The 19,472-nt window shown below is 72.1% G+C and carries 17 protein-coding genes; 2 read left to right on the top strand and 15 right to left on the bottom strand.

Going from position 1 to position 19,472, the window contains the following annotated elements:
* Nucleotides 1-4: 4 nt before the first annotated feature.
* Nucleotides 5-607, top strand: a complete 603-nt coding sequence (locus ACRYMY_RS03240) for a DUF624 domain-containing protein (RefSeq protein WP_432545835.1) — start codon at nt 5-7, stop codon at nt 605-607.
* Nucleotides 608-705: 98 nt separating this feature from the next.
* On the top strand, nt 706-1,764 hold the full coding sequence (locus ACRYMY_RS03235) for a LacI family DNA-binding transcriptional regulator (protein WP_432545834.1): 1,059 nt from the start codon (nt 706-708) through the stop codon (nt 1,762-1,764).
* On the opposite strand, the gene ACRYMY_RS03230 is transcribed toward ACRYMY_RS03235, so the two are convergent.
* The 15 genes from ACRYMY_RS03230 to ACRYMY_RS03160 all read right to left on the bottom strand — a co-directional run bounded on the left by ACRYMY_RS03230 (nt 1,707) and on the right by ACRYMY_RS03160 (nt 19,272).
* Nucleotides 1,707-3,272, bottom strand: coding sequence for a glycoside hydrolase family 43 protein (locus ACRYMY_RS03230; RefSeq protein ID WP_432545833.1), 1,566 nt, complete (start codon nt 3,270-3,272; stop codon nt 1,707-1,709). The genes ACRYMY_RS03235 and ACRYMY_RS03230 overlap by 58 nt on opposite strands.
* A 1,251-nt stretch (nt 3,273-4,523) precedes the next feature.
* A complete protein-coding gene (gene tpiA, locus ACRYMY_RS03225; RefSeq protein ID WP_432545832.1) occupies nt 4,524-5,309 on the bottom strand; it encodes a triose-phosphate isomerase in 786 nt (261 codons plus the stop codon).
* Nucleotides 5,310-5,538: 229 nt separating this feature from the next.
* The gene (ribB, locus tag ACRYMY_RS03220; RefSeq protein ID WP_432545831.1) at nt 5,539-6,183 is read right to left on the bottom strand and encodes a 3,4-dihydroxy-2-butanone-4-phosphate synthase; all 645 of its coding nucleotides are present in this window, start codon (nt 6,181-6,183) and stop codon (nt 5,539-5,541) included.
* Nucleotides 6,180-7,190, bottom strand: a complete 1,011-nt coding sequence (locus tag ACRYMY_RS03215; protein ID WP_432545830.1) for a sugar-binding transcriptional regulator — start codon at nt 7,188-7,190, stop codon at nt 6,180-6,182. Before ACRYMY_RS03215 ends, ribB begins: the two co-directional genes overlap by 4 nt.
* A 204-nt stretch (nt 7,191-7,394) precedes the next feature.
* Nucleotides 7,395-8,357 (bottom strand): transketolase family protein, encoded by a 963-nt coding sequence (locus ACRYMY_RS03210; protein ID WP_432545829.1) that lies wholly within the window; start codon nt 8,355-8,357, stop codon nt 7,395-7,397.
* A complete protein-coding gene (locus ACRYMY_RS03205) occupies nt 8,354-9,286 on the bottom strand; it encodes a transketolase (protein ID WP_432545828.1) in 933 nt (310 codons plus the stop codon). The genes ACRYMY_RS03210 and ACRYMY_RS03205 overlap by 4 nt, the downstream gene beginning before the upstream one ends.
* A gap of 93 nt (nt 9,287-9,379) precedes the next feature.
* Entirely contained in the window at nt 9,380-10,147 is a 768-nt protein-coding gene (locus ACRYMY_RS03200) for an SDR family oxidoreductase (protein WP_432545827.1), read from the bottom strand.
* A 74-nt stretch (nt 10,148-10,221) separates the two neighbouring features.
* Nucleotides 10,222-11,718: a sugar ABC transporter ATP-binding protein gene (locus ACRYMY_RS03195; protein ID WP_432545826.1), complete on the bottom strand. Its 1,497-nt coding sequence runs from the start codon at nt 11,716-11,718 to the stop codon at nt 10,222-10,224.
* A 99-nt stretch (nt 11,719-11,817) separates the two neighbouring features.
* Nucleotides 11,818-12,762: a substrate-binding domain-containing protein gene (locus tag ACRYMY_RS03190; RefSeq protein ID WP_432545825.1), complete on the bottom strand. Its 945-nt coding sequence runs from the start codon at nt 12,760-12,762 to the stop codon at nt 11,818-11,820.
* 100 nt (nt 12,763-12,862) lie between these two features.
* A complete protein-coding gene (locus ACRYMY_RS03185) occupies nt 12,863-13,786 on the bottom strand; it encodes an ABC transporter permease (protein ID WP_432545824.1) in 924 nt (307 codons plus the stop codon).
* Between the two features lie 136 nt (nt 13,787-13,922).
* Nucleotides 13,923-14,735, bottom strand: a complete 813-nt coding sequence (locus ACRYMY_RS03180; protein ID WP_432545823.1) for an SDR family NAD(P)-dependent oxidoreductase — start codon at nt 14,733-14,735, stop codon at nt 13,923-13,925.
* A 45-nt stretch (nt 14,736-14,780) separates the two neighbouring features.
* The gene (locus tag ACRYMY_RS03175; protein WP_432545822.1) at nt 14,781-16,241 is read right to left on the bottom strand and encodes an FGGY-family carbohydrate kinase; all 1,461 of its coding nucleotides are present in this window, start codon (nt 16,239-16,241) and stop codon (nt 14,781-14,783) included.
* Between the two features lie 228 nt (nt 16,242-16,469).
* Nucleotides 16,470-17,870, bottom strand: coding sequence for a relaxase/mobilization nuclease domain-containing protein (locus ACRYMY_RS03170; protein WP_432545821.1), 1,401 nt, complete (start codon nt 17,868-17,870; stop codon nt 16,470-16,472).
* Nucleotides 17,867-18,760, bottom strand: coding sequence for a DUF2637 domain-containing protein (locus tag ACRYMY_RS03165; RefSeq protein WP_432545820.1), 894 nt, complete (start codon nt 18,758-18,760; stop codon nt 17,867-17,869). Before ACRYMY_RS03165 ends, ACRYMY_RS03170 begins: the two co-directional genes overlap by 4 nt.
* Nucleotides 18,757-19,272 carry a plasmid mobilization protein gene (locus tag ACRYMY_RS03160; protein ID WP_432545819.1) on the bottom strand — a complete coding sequence of 172 codons (516 nt, stop codon included), beginning with the start codon at nt 19,270-19,272 and terminating at the stop codon, nt 18,757-18,759. Before ACRYMY_RS03160 ends, ACRYMY_RS03165 begins: the two co-directional genes overlap by 4 nt.
* Between the last annotated feature and the right edge of the window lie 200 nt (nt 19,273-19,472).

Raw genomic sequence — 19,472 nt, 5'->3', positions numbered from 1 at the left:
CCGGGTGGCCGTTGACCTGGAGAGCCGAACGCTGCAAGGGCTGAGCGGGTTCCTGGGGATGGTGGCGCTCAACGTCCTGTTCCTGCTCTGCTGCCTCCCGATCGTGTCGATCGGCGCGGCCACGAGTGCGTTGTTCGCCGTGATGCTCCGGTACTCCGACCAGGAGAGCGGCAATCCCGTGAGGGACTTCCTACCGGCTCTGCGGGCGCACGGGCTGACGGCGACCGCTGTCTCGGCCCTCCTGGGGTTGCCCGCCCTGGTCTTCGCGTTCGTCGCCGTGTTCTGGTTCTCCACGTCGACGGCTCTGGGCGCCGCCCTCGGCACGGTCGCTGTCCTGGCATCCACCTACCTGGTCGCAGCGTTCGTCTACGGCGCGGCTCTGATCCCCCGCGCCGGCCATGGGGTGAGGCGGACCGTGCGCAACGCCCTGCTGCTGCCCGGAGCCGAGCCCTTGCGCACCGGCGGGCTCCTCCTCGTCCCGGCGACGCTGGTGAGCACGGTCGTGGTCCTCCCCCCGGCCCTAGTGCTGCTGGGCACCGTCGGCTTCTCGGTCTCCGCCTACGTCGTCGCGCTCGTCGTCCGGTCCGCGTTCGACCGGCACACCTGACGGTGGGTGTGGACCGGGGGCCGGTGGTGCCGCCGCCGCGCGGTGGGAGGATGCGCTGGCCGACGACGTCCGCGCGGCCGAGGGGAGGGGGGGCACGGGTGGGCAGACCGCCGAGCATGGTCGACGTCGCGCGCGAGGCCGGCGTCGCGCACGTGACGGTCAGCCGCGTGCTCAACGCCCCGGACTCGGTGCGTCCGGAGACCCGTCAGCGCGTGCTCGCGGCGATCGACCGCCTCGGGTACCGACGCAACGACGTCGCCCGCGCCCTGAAGAGCGGGCAGACGATGACCCTCGGGGTGGTGCTCGCCGGGGCGGAGCTGTTCGAACTGGCACGCATGCTCTTCGGGCTGGAGACGACCGCTTCCGGAGCCGGGTACGGCATCTCGCTCGCCCGCTGGCAGGGGACCGAGCAGGGCGCTCTGGCCGACGTGATCGGCAGGCTCACCGACCGCGGCGCCGACGGGGTGGTGGCCTTCGCCGACCGGCCCGTAGCAGCGGAAGCCCTCGACGAGGTGCACGTCGGCGTCCCCCTGTCGGTGGTCATGTCGGGTCGGTTGAGCAACCCCGCCGTCAGCACCGTCGAGATCGACCAGGACCTGGGTGCGCGCCTGGCGACGCGCCACTTGCTCTCACTGGGGCACCGGCACATCGCCCACCTGGCCGGCAGCTCCGCGACCTTCGACGCCGCCGCCCGGCTCGAGGGGTGGCGTGCGGAGGTGCTGGCCGCCGGCCTGGACGCCACGGGGGTGCTGCACGGTGACCTCAGCGCGCGGTCGGGGTACGAGCTGGGCCTGCGGCTCGCGCGCACTCGCCCGCGGCCCACGGCGGTCTTCGCGGCCAACGACGCGATGGCCACCGGACTGTTGGCCGCGTGCGCCGAGGTGGGTCTGCGCGTGCCGCAGGACCTGTCGGTGGTGGGGTTCGACGACCTGAGCGCCTCCGCCTACCTGGTCCCGGCCTTGACGACGGTGCGTCAGGACCACTTCGAGCTGGGTCGCCGGGCGGCGGACGTCGTCCTGGGCCTGATGGCCGGCGAGCCGGCCCGCCACCACAGCATCGCGCCGGACCTGGTGGAGCGGCGGAGCACCTGCCCGCCGCTTCACCCCGAGACCCGGGACGACGCGCAGGCGCACTCCTCCTCCCCCACCGCGTCGTAGGACACGCGCCCGAAGGCAACGGGCCGCTCGGTGGCCGCGCCCTGGGCGTGCAGCGCGAGCAGCACCCCGAGAAAGCCTCCGACGCGCTCGGTCGCCAGCTCGTGGTGCGCCACGCTGCCGAGCTCGCTCCGGGCGCCGTCCTCGAGCTGCACGCTCGCGGTGTAGCTGCGCTCGTCACCGCGCAGCTCGAGCAGGGCTCTGTCACCCCTGCTGAGGGGCCCGTGAGCGCGGTGGGCGAGGACGCGACGCCCGGCCGGGGACTGCAGCACGAGCTCGAAGCCGACAGCGCCGTCTTCGGTGACCACGTCCAGCGCCAGGAAGGCGCGCTCATGCTGGTGGGCGACGATGCCGCAGCGGGCTGCACGCGGAAGAGACCCCAGCTCCAGTTCTGCGCTGAAGGAGAACCGGTGGGCGTCCTGGTGGCGCCCGACGAGAGCCGGCGTGCCGCGTCCGGTCAGGGGGTCCGGGCGAGGTGCGAGGACGTGCGTCCGGCCGGCTGCGGTGCTGTGCACCGCGTGCTCGACCGGTCCCCGCAACGAGACCCAGCGGTCCGCGGGCTTCCGGTGCGGCTCCGCCAGCAGATCGAGGCGCTCGGGCAGCCGCCCGTGCCCGGGTGCGAAGACGGGACCACCCGCGTCCCACCGGACGGGAACGAGGAAGACTTCGCGCCCCATGACGTGCGAGCCGTCGACCGGTCGGGTTCCCAGCACGACGGCCCAGCTGGTGCCGTCCACGGCGTCGACGACGTCGGCGTGACCCACGTTCTGCACACCGCTCTCGGTCCCGAGGTGCCGGTGTGTGAGGAGCGGGCTGCGCGGGTCGGTGCGCCACGGACCGGTGACGTGGTCGGCGACGGCGGCGGTCACGGCGTGGTGGCGCTCGGTGCCACCCTCAGCTGCGATGAGGTGGTAGCGCCCGTCACGCTCGAAGACGTGCGGCGCCTCCACCCACGCGCCGTGCACGGCTCCGTGCCAGAGCACGTGCTCCGGGCCGACGACCTCCAGGGGGTCCAGCTTCAGCTCGCGCATCCACAGTTCGCCCGGGCCGCTGGCCGCCGGATCGGTCGCGTCGCGACAGGCTGTCAGCCAGCACCGGTCGCCGTCGAAGAACAGTGAGGGGTCGATCCCAGGTGCGTCGACGGCCACCGGGTCAGACCAGGGTCCCTCCGGCGCCTGGGCCGTGCACACGAACGTGCCGGCGCCGCGCCGATCACGAGCGGTGCTGAAGACGACGTAGAAGGTGCCGCGGTGGTGGCGCACCGTCGGGGCCCACACGCCGTCGGACAGGTCGAGGTCGTCCAGGGCCAAGGCATCGAGGGCAGCACGGCTGCTGAGGACGTGACCGGCCAGCTCCCAGTGCACCAGGTCGGTGCTGCGGTGCACCGGCAAGCCGGGCCACAGCGCGAACGACGACGTGACCATCACGTACTCCTCGCCCGCCCGGCACACCGACGGATCCGGGTGGCAGCCCGGCAGGACGGGGACGGGCCCGCTCGGCCGTGCGGTCACCGGTGAGGGCCGGGTACCCGGTGACAGGACCGGGGACGCGGGAACGTCGTGGACCTCGGAGGGTGTGGTGAGCAGAGCAGCTGCGGGTGGCAGCACGGTGGTCCTTCCCGTCGTGATCGCCTCGGTCAACGCCGGGAGGCTGGCTGGCGCGAGCACCGGACATGTGATGGCAACGTTTCCATGAAGAGGCTGCGTTCGTCCAGCACCGTCGTCGATGTGGGTGGCAGCCCTTCGCCCCGCAGGTGCGAGCTCTGCGCGACGCGGTGCCCCGTGACGGCGCTCCGGACGGAGCGCACGGCGCGTTCGCGTCCTCGTCGCTCAGGGTGCCGGTGCACCACCCACCCGTGGCAGACCGGCACCCGGCCGTCCTGGCGGTCGGTCAGCGGCCGGCTGAACAGCCGAGTGACCGCCTCGACGGCGCGCCGCGCTGGAGCGGGCGTGGACGAGGAGGTCCGGGGCATGCGCCGGAGCGATGACCGCGGTGGTCCCGACCTGGCTGAACGCCCCGTCCGTTCGAAGGCGCTGCTCCGCCGTGCTCACCGGGTGCTCCTCCGCCGCAGCCTCAGCTCACGCGCCAGGTCTCACCGGGACTCTCGGTGGCGCCGCACGGCCATCGCCCCGTCGAGCGCGAGATGCCCAGGACAGCGTCGGAGGTGACGTGCACGACGTTGGCCCAGTGGCGGTTGGCTTCGAGGACGATCGGCCTCCACAGCCTGCGCTCCCGCCGTCACTGTGACGTGACGCCGGGGGCGACGGGTCGCGCAGCGCGCCCGAAGGCACGCGCGAGGGCGACCGCGGTCGCCCCCTCCAGCGCCCAGGCGGCGGTGTGGCGGGTGTCCAGGTCGAGGAGGACGCCGATTCCTCTGGACCTGCGGATCCGGGTGGTTGGCGCGGACCACGGATGCGCAGCACAGGGCAGCACAGACCCGGTGCCGAGCACCACGGCGGGCGGGTCGGCTTCGACCCGATCGCACAAGCGCTGCTCGGCCGCGGCGAAGAGGCCGTACCCGGTGCTGACACCACGACGTCCAGCGTGCTGAACTCGTCGGTCGCCGCCTCGACCGGGCGAAGGCGGCGCCACGGTCGGTGACGCCCGACGGCAGGACGTTCGCGGCGGACTGCTCGCCCAGGCTGCGCCCAGCGCCGTTGCTGGACCGGGCCCGTCTCACGGTTTCGCGTCGCCCTCAGCAGCAGGGCAGCGTCGCTGCGAGGCCGGTGAACCGTTGCCCCGCCGCCGGTCCGCGCTGAGCGTCAGGACGGGTGCTCGCGGTAGCGCACGATCGCGGCGAAGTCCCCCGCGTCGGTGCTCGCACCCCCGACCAGGGCACCGTCCACGTCCGGCTGGGCCATGATCGAGGCGATGTTGGCGGGCTTGACGCTGCCGCCGTACAGGACCCGCACCGCCGCGGCGGTCTCGGCGTCGAACTGCCCGGCGACCGCGGCGCGCAGCGCCTCGCAGACCTCCTGCGCGTCCTCGGGGGTGGCGACCTCACCGGTGCCGATGGCCCACACCGGCTCGTACGCCAGGACCAGCCCGGCCACCTGCGCGGCCTGCAAGCCCTCCAGCGCCGCGGTCACCTGCCCGACGGTGTGCCCGACGTGCTCGCCGGCCCGGCGGACCTCCAGCGGCTCGCCCACGCACACGATCGGCACGAGCCCGTGCTCGAGGGCCTTGGCGGTCTTGGCGCGCACCAGCGCGTCGTCCTCGCCGTGGTCCTGGCGGCGCTCGGAGTGCCCGACCGCCACGTAGCGCACGCCCAGCTTGGTGAGCATGGCCGCGGACACCTCGCCGGTGTGGGCGCCGGACTCGTGCGCGGAGACGTCCTGCGCGCCCAGCGCGATGGGCAGCTTGTCGCCCTCGATGAGCGTCTGCACGGTGCGCAGGCTGGTGAAGGGCGGCAGCACGGCGACCTCGACGGCCGCGTGGTCGTGCTTGGCGTCCTTCAGCGTCCAGTCCAGCTTCTGCACCAGCAGGGTGCCCTGCTGGTGGTCCAGGACCATCTTCCAGTTCCCGGCGATCAGCGGGGTGCGGGTCATCGACGTCTCCATCCTTCAGGAGTTGAGGTTCTTCAGGGGCACGAGGACGTGAGGGAGCGAGTTTCCGGCCGGTGGCAGCACCGGGGTGCTGGAGATCTGGAGCGCGGGCGACCAGGGGCCCGGCCGTCGGGGACCTCGGACAAGCTGGCGCGGCGGTGACGACGAGCCCCTGGAGCCCGTGGGACACGTCGTCGCGCACCGGTCGCGACTCACGCAGCGTCAGGCGGTTCTAGCGGACTGCAGCAGCGAGCTCGTCGATGCTCAGGAGCGGCATGTCGTGCTCGTGGGCGAAAGCGTGCAGAGCCTCGCCGCGCAGCATGGTCCCGTCGGCGGCGGCGATCTCACAGATGACACCAGCTGCGGGCAGACCCGCCAGAGCGGTCAAGGTGGCGGCGGCCTCGGTGTGCCCGCGCCGAGCCAGGACTCCACCGGGATGGGCGCGCAGGGGGAACAGGTGCCCCGGCATGACCAGGTCGTGCGGGTGGGTCCCTGGTGCGGCGAGCATTCGAGCGGTCAGGGCCCGGTCGGCTGCGGAGATGCCTGTGCTGATGCCCTCGCGGGCATCCACGGAGACGGTGAAGGCGGTGCGGTGCGCCTCGGTGTTGTGCCGGACCATGAGCGGGACGTCCAAGCGGTCCAGCAGGTCACCCTCCATCGCCACGCAGATCAGACCGCGGCAGTGCGTCATGAGGAAGGCGACCTGCTCCGAGGTGATCGACGCGGCGGCGAAGACGACGTCCCCCTCGTCCTCGCGGTCGTGGTCGTCGACCACGACGACACCACGTCCGGCCGCCAGGGCCTCGACGGCGGTCTCGGTGGCCGCACGCGCCCGCTCCAGCCACACCTGCGTCCCGCTGCCCTCTCCCCGGTTCACGACTTCCCGTCCTCGCTGGCGGCCAGGAGGTGCTCGGCCGTCGCCACGTCGGTGATCAGGACGTTGACCCAGCCGCCGGCGACAGCGGCCTGCAGCGCGGCGTGCTTGCGCGCACCGCCGGCGACGGCGATCCGGCGGGGCACGCTGCGCAGCTGGTCGGCTGAGATGCCGATGATGCGGTCGTCGACGTCGGAGGTCACGTGCTTGCCCTCGGCGTCGAAGAAGCGGTGGCAGATGTCCCCGACCGCTCCAGCCCGCCGCAGCAGCTCCTGCTCCGCCTCCGGCAGCGCGTTGCCGGACTCCCGCAACAGAGGTGATGGCTCCAGGGAGCCGATGCCGACCAGCACCATGCTCAAGCGGGGCCACAGCTGCATGACCGACTCCAGGGTCGGGTCGCGTACGAGGGAGTCGCGGGCGGCGGCCGAGCCCAGCAAGCCGGGCGCGGACAGGAACACGGGATCCGCTCCGGTGTCCTGGGCGAAAGCGGCCATGAGCCGGTTGGCTTGCACCTGCACGCGGGGATCTCCGATGCCACCGACCAGCTGCACGACGGTCTGCACCAAGCGGACGCGCGCGGGCCGCATGGCTTCGACCGCGGCCAGCAGGGTGGCCGACCAGGAGGAGATGCCGACGACCTCGCTGCCGCCGAGGGTGTTCTCCAGGTAGACGGCCGCCGCCGCACCCAGAGCAGGTGTCATCGTCTCGTCGGAGCCCGCGGCGTCGACCACCACGGCTTCGTCGAGCCCGAAGCGACGCTCGAGCGCCTCCTCGAGGTCGGTGTGCACTCCGCCGGGCAGCGCGACGATGGTGCGCACGATGCCGACCTCACCGGCGCGCTTGAGCAGGCGGGAGACCCGCGCCTGGGACACGCGCAGCTCTTCGGCGATCTGCGCCTGACGCATGCCCCGCTCGTGGTACATGCGAGCGATCTTCGCCATGAGCCGCAACTGGTCGTCGGCGTGGGCGAGGTGAGGCGCCGCCGCCGGCGTGGTCCCTTCGCGCTTCATGCACCGGATCCCTTCGAACGGGTGAGCGACCGTGCACGCTGGTCGCGCCCACTCCCGCATGGACATGCGTGAGTGGATGAGCAGTCAGCCGACGGTACCGCGGTGGCCGGCTCCGCCGACGCCCGCTGGACCGCTCGGACCTCGCCGCCTCCAGGCGGGCCGGCACCGGGGCGTCCCCCGCTACCGGCCCGCTCCCCGAGCGGATCAGCGTCCGAGCAGCTCGTGCGCGGCGGCGACGACGCCAGCCGCCGAGATCCCGAAGTGGTCCATCAGCCAGCCGGCCGACCCGGTGGGGGCGAACGCGTCCGGAACGCCGATCATCCGCATGGGCACGGGGTGGTGGCGCACGACGACCTCGGCCACGGCCCCGCCCAGCCCGGAGGTGAGGGCCTCCTCGACCGTGATCAGCGCACCGGTGCTGCGGGCGGCGGCGACGAGGGCGTCCACGTCGAGCGGCTTGACCGTAGGCATCGACAGCACCGCGGCGGAGACGCCCTCGTCGGCCAGCTGGTCCGCGCCGGCCAGGGCGCGGGTCACCGCCGTGCCGTTGGCGATGATCGTCACGTCGCTGCCCTCGCGGAGGGTGACCGCCTTGCCAGGGACGAAGGTGTAGTCGGCGACGTTCACGTCCGGCACGCCCATGCGACTGATGCGCAGGAAGACCGGGCCGTCGTGCCCGGCAGCCCAGCGCACCGCCTGAGCGGTCTCGGCCGGGTCGGCCGGAGAGACGACGGTCAGCCCCGGGATGGCGCGCAGCCAGGCGATGTCCTCGATCGAGTGGTGCGTCGGCCCGAGCTCGCCGTAGGCCATGCCCGGGCTCATCCCGCACAGCACGACGTGGTGCTGGGAGTAGGCCGCGTCGACCTTGATCTGCTCCATCGCGCGGGCGGTGAGGAAGCAGGAGGCAGCCGAGACGAACGGGACCTTGCCGCCGTTGGCCAGGCCGGCGGCGACTCCGACCATGTCCTGCTCGGCGATGCCGACGTTGATCAGACGGTCGCCGAACCTCTTGGCGAAGGGGGCCAGCTTGCTGGAGCCGACGGAGTCGTTGACGACCGCCACGATGCGCGGGTCGGCGTCGGCAGCGGCGATCAGGGCCTCGACGTAGGCGTCGCGGCAGTCGTGCAGGGCGGCCGGGGCGGCCGGCGGCGTGGTCGTGGTGCTCACGATGCCTCCAGTTCGGACAGCGCGGTGGCCACCTGCTCCTTCGAGGGCACCTTGTGGTGCCAGGCGACGTCATCGGACATGAAGGAGATCGGGTGGCCCTTGTGGGTGTGGGCGATGATCGCGGTGGGCTTGCCGGAGGGGGCTGGCACCGCGGCGAAGGCGTCGATGAGAGCGCCGTAGTCGTGCCCGTCGACCTCGACGACCTCCATGCCGAAAGCGCTCAGCTTCTCGGGCAGCGGCTCGAGGTCGTTCGTGTCGGCGACCTGCGCCCCCTGCTGCAGGCGGTTGCGGTCGACGACCAGGCACAGGTTGGCCAGCTGGTGGTTACCAGCGGTCATGAGGGCCTCCCAGTTCGAGCCCTCCTGCATCTCCCCGTCGCCGGTGACGACGAACGTGCGGCGGCTCGAGCCGTCGATCTTGCCGGCCAGCGCGGTACCGACGGCGATGGGCAACCCGTGCCCGAGGGGGCCGGTGCTCGCCTCGACAGCTTCGATCTTGGTGCGGGCCGGGTGGCCGTTCAGCTGCGAGAGCGGCTGCATGAAGGTGCCGAGGTCCTCGGCCGGCAAGTGCCCGGCCACCGCGAGCGTGGTGTAGAGCGCAGCCGCGGCGTGCCCCTTGGACAGGATGAACCGATCGCGCTCGGGGTCGTCGAGACGGCCGGCTTCCAGGTCCAGCGCCTGCAGGTACAGGGTCACCAGGATGTCGATGACCGAGTACTCGCCGCCGATGTGGCCCAGGCCGGCGGCGGAGATCATCTCGATGTCGCGGCGGCGCACGCGGCGGGCGGCCTCGGCGAGGTGTGCGACCACCTCCTCGCGGCCGGCGCCGGCCGGCACCCTGCCCATCGCCTGGAACGCGCCGTGGGGCAAGTCCTCGGCGTGGACGTCTGGAACGGTGTCCTCTTCGACGGTCTCGTGGTCGACGGTCATCTCACCCTCCTCAATGTTGCATATCTATTCAGCACTGCTTGATGATGCTCAGTCTAGCTGCCGGAACCCGCAGCGGTCCAGGTCCGCTCGCGCTCACCAGCAGGTGAAACCGCCGTCGACCAGCAGGTCCACGCCCGTGCAGAAGCTGGCCGCGGTGGACAGCAGGAAGACCGTCGGCCCGGCGATCTCCCACGGCTCGGCCATGCGCTGCATCGGCGTTTCGGCGGCGAACTGCTTGACCGCTTCGGCGACCTCGGGGCGCACGTTCATCGGGGTGGCCGTGTAGCCGGGACTGATGCTGTTCACCCGCACCCCGCCGTCGGCCCACTCCATCGCCAACGACTTGCTCAGGTGCTGCACGGCGGCTTTGGCGCTGTTGTAGTGCGCTTGCAGGAGGCCGCGGTTGACGATCGTGCCGGACATCGAGGCGATGTTGACGATCGAACCGCGCCCGTGCCGAAGCATGGCGCGCCCCTGGGCACGAGCGGACAGGAAGACGCCGGTGACGTCGATGTCGTAGACCTTCTGCCACTGCGCGAGCGGCATGTCCACAGCCGGGGCCGCGTTGGCGATGCCGGCGGAGTTCACAGCGAGCGACAACGCCCCCAGCTCCTCCTCCACCCGGGCGACGGCTGCGTCGACCTGCTCCTCATCGGTGACGTCGCAGGTGATGGGCAGCGCCGTACCGCCGCCTCGCTCGATGAGGCGCAGGGTCTCGCTCGTGTTGGCCCCGGCGAGGTCGGCGCACCCGACGGACGCACCGGCTTCGGCGATGGCCACGGCGATGGCACGGCCGATGCCGCTGGCGGCACCGGTCACCAGGGCCACCTCGCCGTCGAGACGGAAGGTGAAGTCGGACAAGGTCTCCTCCTGAGGTTCGTGTCGGCATCCGGGCCGCTCAGCGGCCGGTGCCCTGGTGGCGGTTCGACCCGGGGTCAGACGGTCGCGAGGGCGATCACCCGCGACGGATCGGCCTCCTCGTGCTCGAGGATCCCCTGGGCCTGCCCACGGCTGAGCACCATGACGCGGTGGGACAGACCGAGCACCTCGTCCAGGTCGGAACTCACCACGACGATCGCCACGCCGGCAGCGGACAGCTCGGCGACGATGTCGTAGATGGAGGCGCGCGCACCCACGTCGATGCCACGCGTAGGCTCGTCGAGGATGACCACCGACGGTTGCTTCTGCAGCCACTTGCCGATGACCACCTTCTGCTGGTTCCCACCGGACAGGGCACCGATCCGGTCCCCGGGACGCCCCTTGACCCCGAGGCGGGAGATCACCCCGTCGGCTGCCTGCCGCAGGCGCCGGCGGCCGAGCCAGCCGCCGGTGGTCAGCGCCTTCAGGTGCGGCAGGGCGACGTTGTCGTCGATGCGGTCGGCGACGATGACGCCCTGAGCCTTGCGGTCTTCCGGGACCAGCACGACACCGGCGTCGATGGCGTCACCGATGGAGTGCGGACGGAGCCGGCGGCCCTTGACGTGCACCGTGCCGGCGCTGACCGCGTCGACACCCGCCACGGCACGGACCAGTTCGGTGCGTCCCGCACCGACGATGCCCGCCACGCCGAACACCTCACCCGCACGCACGCTGAAGCTGACGTCCTGGAAGCGCCCCTGGGCCGAGGTGAGACCTTCGACCGCGAGGACGACCTCCTCGCGGGGTGGGAGCAGTTCGGGGAAGAGCCGCTCCACGGACCGGCCGACCATCTCCTGCACGAGCTGGTCCGGGTGCACGTCGCCGCGGTCGTGCTCGGCGACGCGCGCCCCGTCGCGCAGGACGACGATGCGGTCGGCGATCCTGCGGATCTCGGCCAGGCGGTGACTGACGTAGATGAAGGAGACACCCTCCTCCTTCAAGCGCCCGACGCACTCGAAGAGCGCGTCGGTCTCGTTGCCGCCGAGAGCAGCCGTGGGCTCGTCGAGGATGAGAAGCCTGGCGTCCAGGGCCAGCGCCTTGGCGATCTCGACCTGCTGCTGCCCGGCGACGGACAGGTCACGCACGAGAGTGTCCATGCTCTGGGAGAACCCGAGCTGGTCCAGCTTCTCCTTGGCCCGGCGGCGCATCTCACGACGGCTGATGAAACCTCCGGATGCAGACGGCCAGCGGCCGACCAGGACGTTCTCAGCCACGGTCAGCTCCGGCAGCAGACGCATCTCCTGGTGGATCATCCCGATGCCGGCCGCGATGGCGTCGGCCGGAGAGGTCGGCGCGTACGGACGCCCGCGCCAGGTCATCGACCCCGCCGTGGGGGTCGTGGCCCCGGCGATGATGCCGCTGAGAGTCGACTTGCCCGCTCCGTTCTCCCCGAGCAGGGCGACCAGCTCCCCGGGACCCACCCGCAGGTCCACCCCGTCGAGGGCACGGGTGCCCGGGTACTCCTTCACCGCACCGGTGACGACCAGGTCACCGGCGCCGAGATCCGTTGCCATGCGCTCGCTCCATCGTGGTCGGGACGGTCCGTGCAGGTCGATTCGTGCGGGTCGGCCCGCCGGTTCGTCCGGTGGACCGGGTGAGGAGTCCGCGATGGGTCACGGGTGCTCGGCGATGAACTGCTCGACGTTCTCCGGGGTGGTCACCACACCCTCCTGCAGCTGCTCAGCGGGCAGCGTCTCGCCCTCGCTCAGCGCGATCGCCGACTCGACGGCCAGCCGTCCCATCGCCTGGGTCGGCTGGGTGACGGTGGCGGAGATGACGCCGTCACGCACCGCTTCCAGCCCGGCCACGTCACCGTCGAACCCGACGATCGTCATGTCGGTGCGCCCCGCGGCTCGAGCCGCCTGGGCGGCACCCAGCGCGAGAGCGTCGGCGCGGCCGAAGAAGATGTTGATGTCCGGGTTCGCCTGCAGCATGTCCTGCGCGATCTGGAACCCCTCGTCCTGCGCCCAGGCGTCGGAGGACTGGCGCGCGACCTCCTGGATGTCAGAACCGGCGATGCCGGCCTTGAACCCCTCGTCGCGCGCGATCTCGGGGGTCGTGCCGATCTGACCCTGGATGACCCCTAGGGTCCCGGTGCCGCCGGTCTCCTGCACCACCCACTCGCCCAGTGCCTGAGCGGCGGCGACGCTGTCGGTGGCGATGAAGGTGTCGCCGGGAGCGCCGTCGGGGTTGCGGTCGACCGTGACCACGGGGATGTCGGCGGACTGAGCCGCCCGGACGGGCACCGTGGCGGCGGTGGCACCAGCGGGGATGTAGATGATCGCGTCGACCTGCTGAGTGATCATGTCCTGGATCTGGCTGACCTGGCGCTCAGCGTCACCGCCGGCGTCGGCGACGGTGACCTCGATGCCCTGCTCCTGGGCCGCCGCTTCCACCGACTGGCGGATCTGGTTGAAGAAGTCGGCCTGCAGGTTGGCGACGGCCAGACCGATGGTGACCTGCCCGTCGTCGCCCTGGGCGGCATCGCCGCCACTGCAAGCGGTCAGGGTCAGGGCGATCGCCGCGACGGGAGCGATCGCGACACGGGGGATGCGCATGGGTTCTCCTTCGAACTGGGATGGACGTGCGAGGTGGGCGAGGAGGGCCGACGCGGCCGGTGGTTCGAGTCGCGTCACCCGGGGACGGGGCGCGAGCGGATCAGGACCGGCGGCGCAGGACGTCGGCCATCACGGCGACGGCGATGACAGTGCCGATGACGATCTGCTGGATGAAGGGCGAGACGCCCAGCAGGTTGAGGCCGTTGCGGAGCACACCGATGAGCAGAACACCGATGATGGTTCCGGTCACGCGCCCGACCCCGCCGGTCAGGCTGGCACCGCCGATGACGACGGCGGCGATGACGTCCAGCTCGTAGCCCGTGCCCGCGGTGGGCTGGGAGGAGTCGAGCCGCGTGGCCAGCACGATGCCACCGACGCCCGCCAGGGCACCAGCAGCGACGTACACCGAAGCGGTGACGCGCTTGACCTTGATACCGGCCAACCGGGCGACCTCCGCCCCGCCCCCGATGGCGTACAGAGCACGGCCGCTGGCGCGGTAGCGCAGGAAGAGGCCGCCGAGGACGTACAGCGCGATGAGCAGCAGCGTCGTGACGGACAGGAAACCGGCCAGGCGGTCGGAGGAGAGGAGGAAGAACCACTCCGGGTAGCCCACGATCTGCTGGCCGTCGGTGATGAGGTTGGCCAGACCGCGGGCGATGGACAGCATGGCCAGGGTGGCGATGAAGGGCGGCAGCTTGGCGACCGTCACCCCGATGCCGTTGAGTGCACCGGCCGCTGCTCCGACGGCGACAGCGGCGATCATGGAGGCCCACATGGGCCAGCCGCCCTGGTGGGACAACCAGCCGAGGACCATCGTGGAAAGCCCCAGCACCGCGCCGACCGACAGGTCGATGCCCCCGGTGATGATGACGGCGGTGGCGCCCAGGGCGAGAATGCCCAGCACCGTGATCTGGTCGACGATGTTGAGCATGTTGCGGCCGGTGAGGAAGTTCGGCGCGATGAACGAGAGCACCACGACCAGCGCGATCAGGCCGAGCAGCGCCCCGCCGGAGCCGGAGGTCATCGCCTTGAGCTGGCCCCGCCAGCCAGCGTCACCGTCCGCCGCAGCAGGAGCGCGGCCAGTCGGTGTGTTCAACGTTCCGTGACTCATGGGGTCTCCTGGAGTAAGGGGTCGTCCGGGGAGTAGCTTTCGAGAACCGTCAGTTCATGAACATTCCGCCGTCGATGTTCAGCGCCTGACCCGTGATGTAGCCGGCTGCGTCCGAGGCGAGGAAGAGGAGCGCGTTGGCGATGTCCGACTCCTGCGCCGCCCGGCCCATGGGGATGGCATCGATCCACTCGCGCATGAGCTCGCCCGGGGCGTAGTCACCCAAGCGCTTGCCCCACTCGCGGTCGTTGTAGTCCCACATCTCGGTGGCGACGATCCCGGGGCAGTAGGCGTTGACGCGGATGGCGTCCTTCGCCAGTTCCTTGGCCAGCGACTGGGTCAGCCCGAGGACGCCGAACTTGGAGGCGGCGTAACCCGGGGTGTAGATGAATCCCTGTCGCGCCTGTCCGGAGGCAGCGTTCAGGATGACCCCGCCCCCGTTCGCCTTCAGCAGCGGGTACGCCTCACGGGCAGTGAGGAATTGTCCGGTGGTGTTGACCGCCAGCACGCGCTCGAAATCCGCCAGCGAGGTGGAGCGAAGGTCGTCGATGGTGATGACGCCTGCGTTGTTGACCAGCACGTCCAGCCGATCCCACTCTTGGACGAGGTCAGCGAAGAGGGCTCGAACTTCGTCCTCACGGGTGACGTCGGCGGTGACGCTGGTGACGTCCAGCCGTTGGTCGCGCAGCTCGGCAGCGGTGGTGTGCACCGCGTCGGTGACGTCGACCAGACGGACGGTGGCTCCCGCTCGCGCGAACGCCGCGCCGATGGCGCGCCCGATGCCGCGAGCGGCACCGACGACGACGACGCGGCGGCCGCGGTAGTGGCCGGCGAACAGCGCGGAGGCGGTGGTGGGGTCGGTCACGGGGTGTTCCTCCTCGAGCACTGCGGTTCTGCGAGTGACTGCGGGTCAGACAGCGGCACGGGCACGGCGGACGGCGGCGCGCCACTGCCGGTGCACGTGAGGCGTCCCGGGCACCGCCGAAGGGCTGAAGGTGGTGCGCTGGCGCGGCAACTGCTGGACCGCGAGTTCGTCCCACAACCCGGACGCGAGTCCGGCCAAGTGCGCGGCGCCCGTCACGGACAGGGCCGTTGCGTCAGCGCGCAGGACCTGCCGGTCGCTGAGATCCGCTTGCAGTTGCACCAGCCAGTCGTTGCGGGTCGGCCCGCCGTCGGCCAGCACGGTGTGCACCCGCTCGGAGGAGACGGCGTCGGCTCGCTCGAGGACGTCCTCGACCTGCAGTGCGATCGACTCGAACGCGGCACGCGCCAGGTGCTGGCGCCGCGTACCGAGGCCGAAACCGGTGATGACGGAGCGGGCGGTCTCGTCCCACCAGGGTGCGCCCAGACCGGCGAAAGCGGGCACGAGAACGACCTCACCGCTGTCGGGGGTCGAGGCGGCCAGCTCGGCCAGCTCGGCGGTGCTGCAACCGAGCACTCCGGCCAGCCACTGCAAGGTTGCCCCGGTGGAGAGGATGTTGCCCTCGAACGCGCGGACGATCTCGCCGCGGTGCTGCCAGGCGATCGTCTCCACCAGTCCGGTGTCAGGACTGACCGGTCCAGAGCTCAGTCCCATGACGGACGATCCTGTGCCGTAGGTGGCTTTGACCCTTCCCTCTCCTCGCACACCGTGCGCGAACAGCGCCGCGTGCGAGTCGCCGAGCACGGCGCCGATGCGCAGCCCGTCGAGGGCACCGTGGTGCTCGACAGGTGCGGTCGGGAGGTCGGAGGGCACTGGGTCCGGCAGTGAAGCCGGCGGGATGCCGAAGATGTCCATGAGCTCGTCGTCCCACCCACCGGTGCGCACGTTGAGGAGCTGGGTGCGACTGGCGTTGCCCAGCTCGATGCGCCGCTCCCCCGTCAGGCGCTGGACCAGCCAGGCGTCGAGGGTCCCCACGGTGATGTCACCGTTCCTGGCCTGGCTCCGGTCAGGATCGACCTCGTCGAGCAGTCGTGCGAACTTCAGCGCTGAGAACATCGGATCCACCGGCAGTCCCGAGAGCTCGCGGATCCGCGGCCCAGCGAGGGTCTCGAGGTAGCGCGCGTGGTCACGGGTGCGCCGATCCTGCCAACCGAGCACCGGCCCCAGCGGCTTGCCGGTGCGCGTCTCCCACACCAGAGCCGACTCGCGCTGGTTGCTCAGACCGACTGAGACCACCGGGCCGGGCAGGTCGACGACGAGCCGCTCGGCGGCCGTCACGAGGCTCACGAGCAGTTCCTCGGGGTCCTGCTCGACCCATCCCGGCTGCGGCACGTGCTGGGCGACCGGGACGACGTGCGAGGCGATGATGGCACCGGTCTCGTCGACGGCCACGGCCTTGGTGGAGCTCGTGCCCTGGTCCAGCGCGACGACGACACCTGGCTTGGACATCAGTTCCCCTCTCGACTGTCGGGCGACCGTGCGCGGCAGTGCAGAAGTCCGTCCCGGAAGTTCCCGGGTGAGCGGTGAGTGCGACCCCGTCGTCAGCTGCAAATATCTATTCAGGACCGCATCATCCTTCAGGAAGGATGCACGGACGCCGACTCGCGTGTCAAGCGAAACCGCGCCACGCCCTGGTGCAGGGCACCCCGGGCGGGCGAGGCGCGTGCCGGACCGGTGTCAGCGCGGTGGCGCGCCCGGTGCACGCGTCGGCTTGCGGTGGTCGATCGTGTGAGCGAAGGGCGGTGTCGGGACCGACGATCGACGAAGCGGCTCGTGCGGTCCTCCCCCGCGACCGCCCCGACGCACCACAGCGACCAGGAGTTCGCAGGCGCGGACGACAACCACCGCAGCCTCGGGTGCGAGGCTTCGGTCAGACAGCGCGACTACACGAGCTGCTCGCTCCAGAGAAGCGGCCACGAGCCCATCGCTGCGGGTCCGCGGACGTCCACGCCCGCAGGCGCGGTCCCACGCATCGGCCGCCGTGGTCAGAGGGCCGCCACGCACGCCCTCGAGGACGCGCGCTGCGCTCAGCAACACGTCTGCTGCGGCCCGAGCAACAGCTGCGAGCTCGTGCGATGACACAGTGCTCGTGTCGACCCGCGCCTGCGCCACGTCGAGTGAGCGCACTGCGACTCGCCAGGAGGACTCGACCCCTTGCACACCTGCAGCTCTGGTGGCCTGTGACCGTCGTCGTGCGGGCGTGACCCTGCTTGTGCCGTCACTGGCACCGCGCCACGAGACGAGCGGGTTGGACATGCTCAGGTCTCCGGCCAGCCGGCTGCCGCTGAACCAGATCGGCCGGCCGTCGCCGTCGTGATCGCCGGGCCAGGCCACCGCGTAGCCGCTCACCCGGGTCGGGTCCTGGCTGCTGTGACGCAGCTTGACCAGCAGCCCGCGGCTTCGCAGGTCCGCCACGAAGCTCTCGGGGCCGTCGCTGGCCAGCGCTGCCAGGCGCACCTCGCGGCGCAGCGTCTCGCGACTGGACTCGCCTCTACCCAGACGCCTCGCCTTCTCGCTCTCCGCGCGGGTGGGCCGGCGGGTGGCCGTGCCGTCGCGCGCCGGGGTGCGGTGCAGCCCGTAGCGCTCCTCGAGGTCGCGGCACGCCTGGCCCAGCCGACGGTAGTCGTGGGAGGTCCGCGCGCTCTTGCCGTCCTGGCGAGCAAGGGTGACCAGCAGGTGCACGTGGTCCTCCGCGTGGCGCACCGCCACCCACCGGCAGGCGCCGTCATCGCCAGCGGGTGCGAGCCCGACGCGGTCCAGGGCGTGGCGGGCGGCCTCAGCCCACTCCTCGTCGCTGAGCCGGCGGTCGTCCGGGGCGGCGCGCAGCGAGGCGTGCCACACGGTCTTGCTCGGCTGGCGCAGCAGCGCGGCCAGCGGCTGCTCCAGCACGGCGGTCAGTGCGCGGACGTCGTGGCGCCGGCCGTCGTGGGTGGGCTGCCAGCCGGCGAGCGCCTGCGGGTCGTCCCCGTCCCACGTGGCCACCAGGTGCGGATCGGTGTGCTCGTTGGCGCGCCCGGGGCCGAAGAGGTACCGGAGCAACCCGGCGGTGTCGTTGCCGCGGCTGACCTTGCCGATCACGAGGGAGCCTCGGTGAGGATGCGCTCGGCATCAGATCGGACGCGCTGCGCGGTGCGGACAGAGACCTCATGCCCGGCGGCGCGCAGCACGTCGGCCAGAGCGACGGCCGTGGTGCGCGGCCGTCGGCGCAGCTCAGCGACGGCGACGTCGAGCCGCGCACCGTGCGGAGCGCGCCCGGGGCGAAGAGGCGCAGCTGGGACAGTGCCGGCCGGAGCGCGTTCGCGGCACCTCCTGCGGTCGTCCGTGACCTCGTCCTCGACCTCGGCGCCGGTTGCGACCCCGCGCGGAGGCCGGTCGGCCGTTGCAGCCTGCTCGTGCGGCCCGCGGGCAGGAGCGGCGACGGGACCGGCGAGGACACGCGCGCGCCACAGGTGCCACGTCTCGCGCGGGGCGAGCAGCCAGCGCGCCAGCGGCAGCTCCGGTTCGTGGGCCCGTTGCGCGAACTGGTCCGTGGCGGTGCGCCGGGCACCGGCGGCCACGGTCTCGAAGCAGATGACGAACATCGCCGGCGGGACCGCGTGCAGCAGCCGGCCGGACCACGTGGGTGAGGCGGCGCCGTTGGCCAGGACGGTCAGCGCGGAGAGGGTGATGACCAGGGTGCGCAGCAGACGGGCCCGCCGTCCGGCGCGGGCGGCGAGGACGACCTTGAGGCTGAGCACGACGATGCCGACGTCGAAGGAGAGCGGGACGACCGGCGCCAGCCACGGCGGGAAACCGCCGACCACGGCGGCCAGGTCGCGCAGCGTGGTGTAGCTGGCGGTGAAGCCGATGGCGATGAGCACGGCCACGCCCAGCGCCGCGACGCGCTCGACCGCCTGGTCGAAGCGACTCGTCCTCCCACCGGCTCCCACTGCGGGCTCGGTCGACCAGCGCTCGGACACCGCGCTCACCGCGGTCCCTGCTCACCCTCGGCCACGGAGGCTGGGGTGGGTGTCCGTGCATCAGTCCGCAGGTCCGCTGCGATCGCGAGCGCGGTCGTCGCCGCTCGGGCGGACGCCGGCCGTCGGGTGGCCACGGCCAGCTGCGCGGCCACCTCGTCCAGCCGTGCAACCGCTCGGGTGGTCAGCGCGACGGCGTCGGCCAGCCACTCCGGCGGCTGGCCGGTCGCGTTGAGGGCGGCCACAGCCTGGTTGACGTTGACCGCGAAGCGGCGCACCTGGCTGCGGGCGGCCATCACCTCCACCAGCGCGGTGCGCAGCGGCGCCGTCGAGGGCGCCTGTGCACCGCGCGCCGCCGCAATCGCCGCCTCGGCGGCGTAGCCGCTGACCGTCAGCCCCGCCAGTCGCGCCGCGGCCGCCAGCGCGGTGAACTCCTCCTCGCTGCAGCGCAGCTTGACCTGTCGGTTGCGGCCCGGAGAGACGTGCAGTCGATCCCTGCCCGGGGTGCGCACCCGGGCGCTCACGCCGCTCCCCCAGCGCCGCCGACGTCCCTGTGCGCGGCGCCACTGGCACCCGCTCGCGTCGGACCGCGCCCGGTCCCGCTGGCCTCGCGCTCGAGGCCAGCGCCGCACGCACCGGCCGGAGGCCGGGTGCGCGGGCGCATCTGGGGACCAGATGCATATCTTGCTCCCGCCCTTCCTGCACTCAGCCGCGTTGCGGCCCG

This window comes from Kineococcus haloalkalitolerans (assembly GCF_050871905.1).
GTDB lineage: Bacteria > Actinomycetota > Actinomycetes > Actinomycetales > Kineococcaceae > Kineococcus.
The sequence above is the reverse complement of the archived record's forward strand: the minus strand, read 5'-3'. Positions and strand labels throughout refer to the sequence as shown.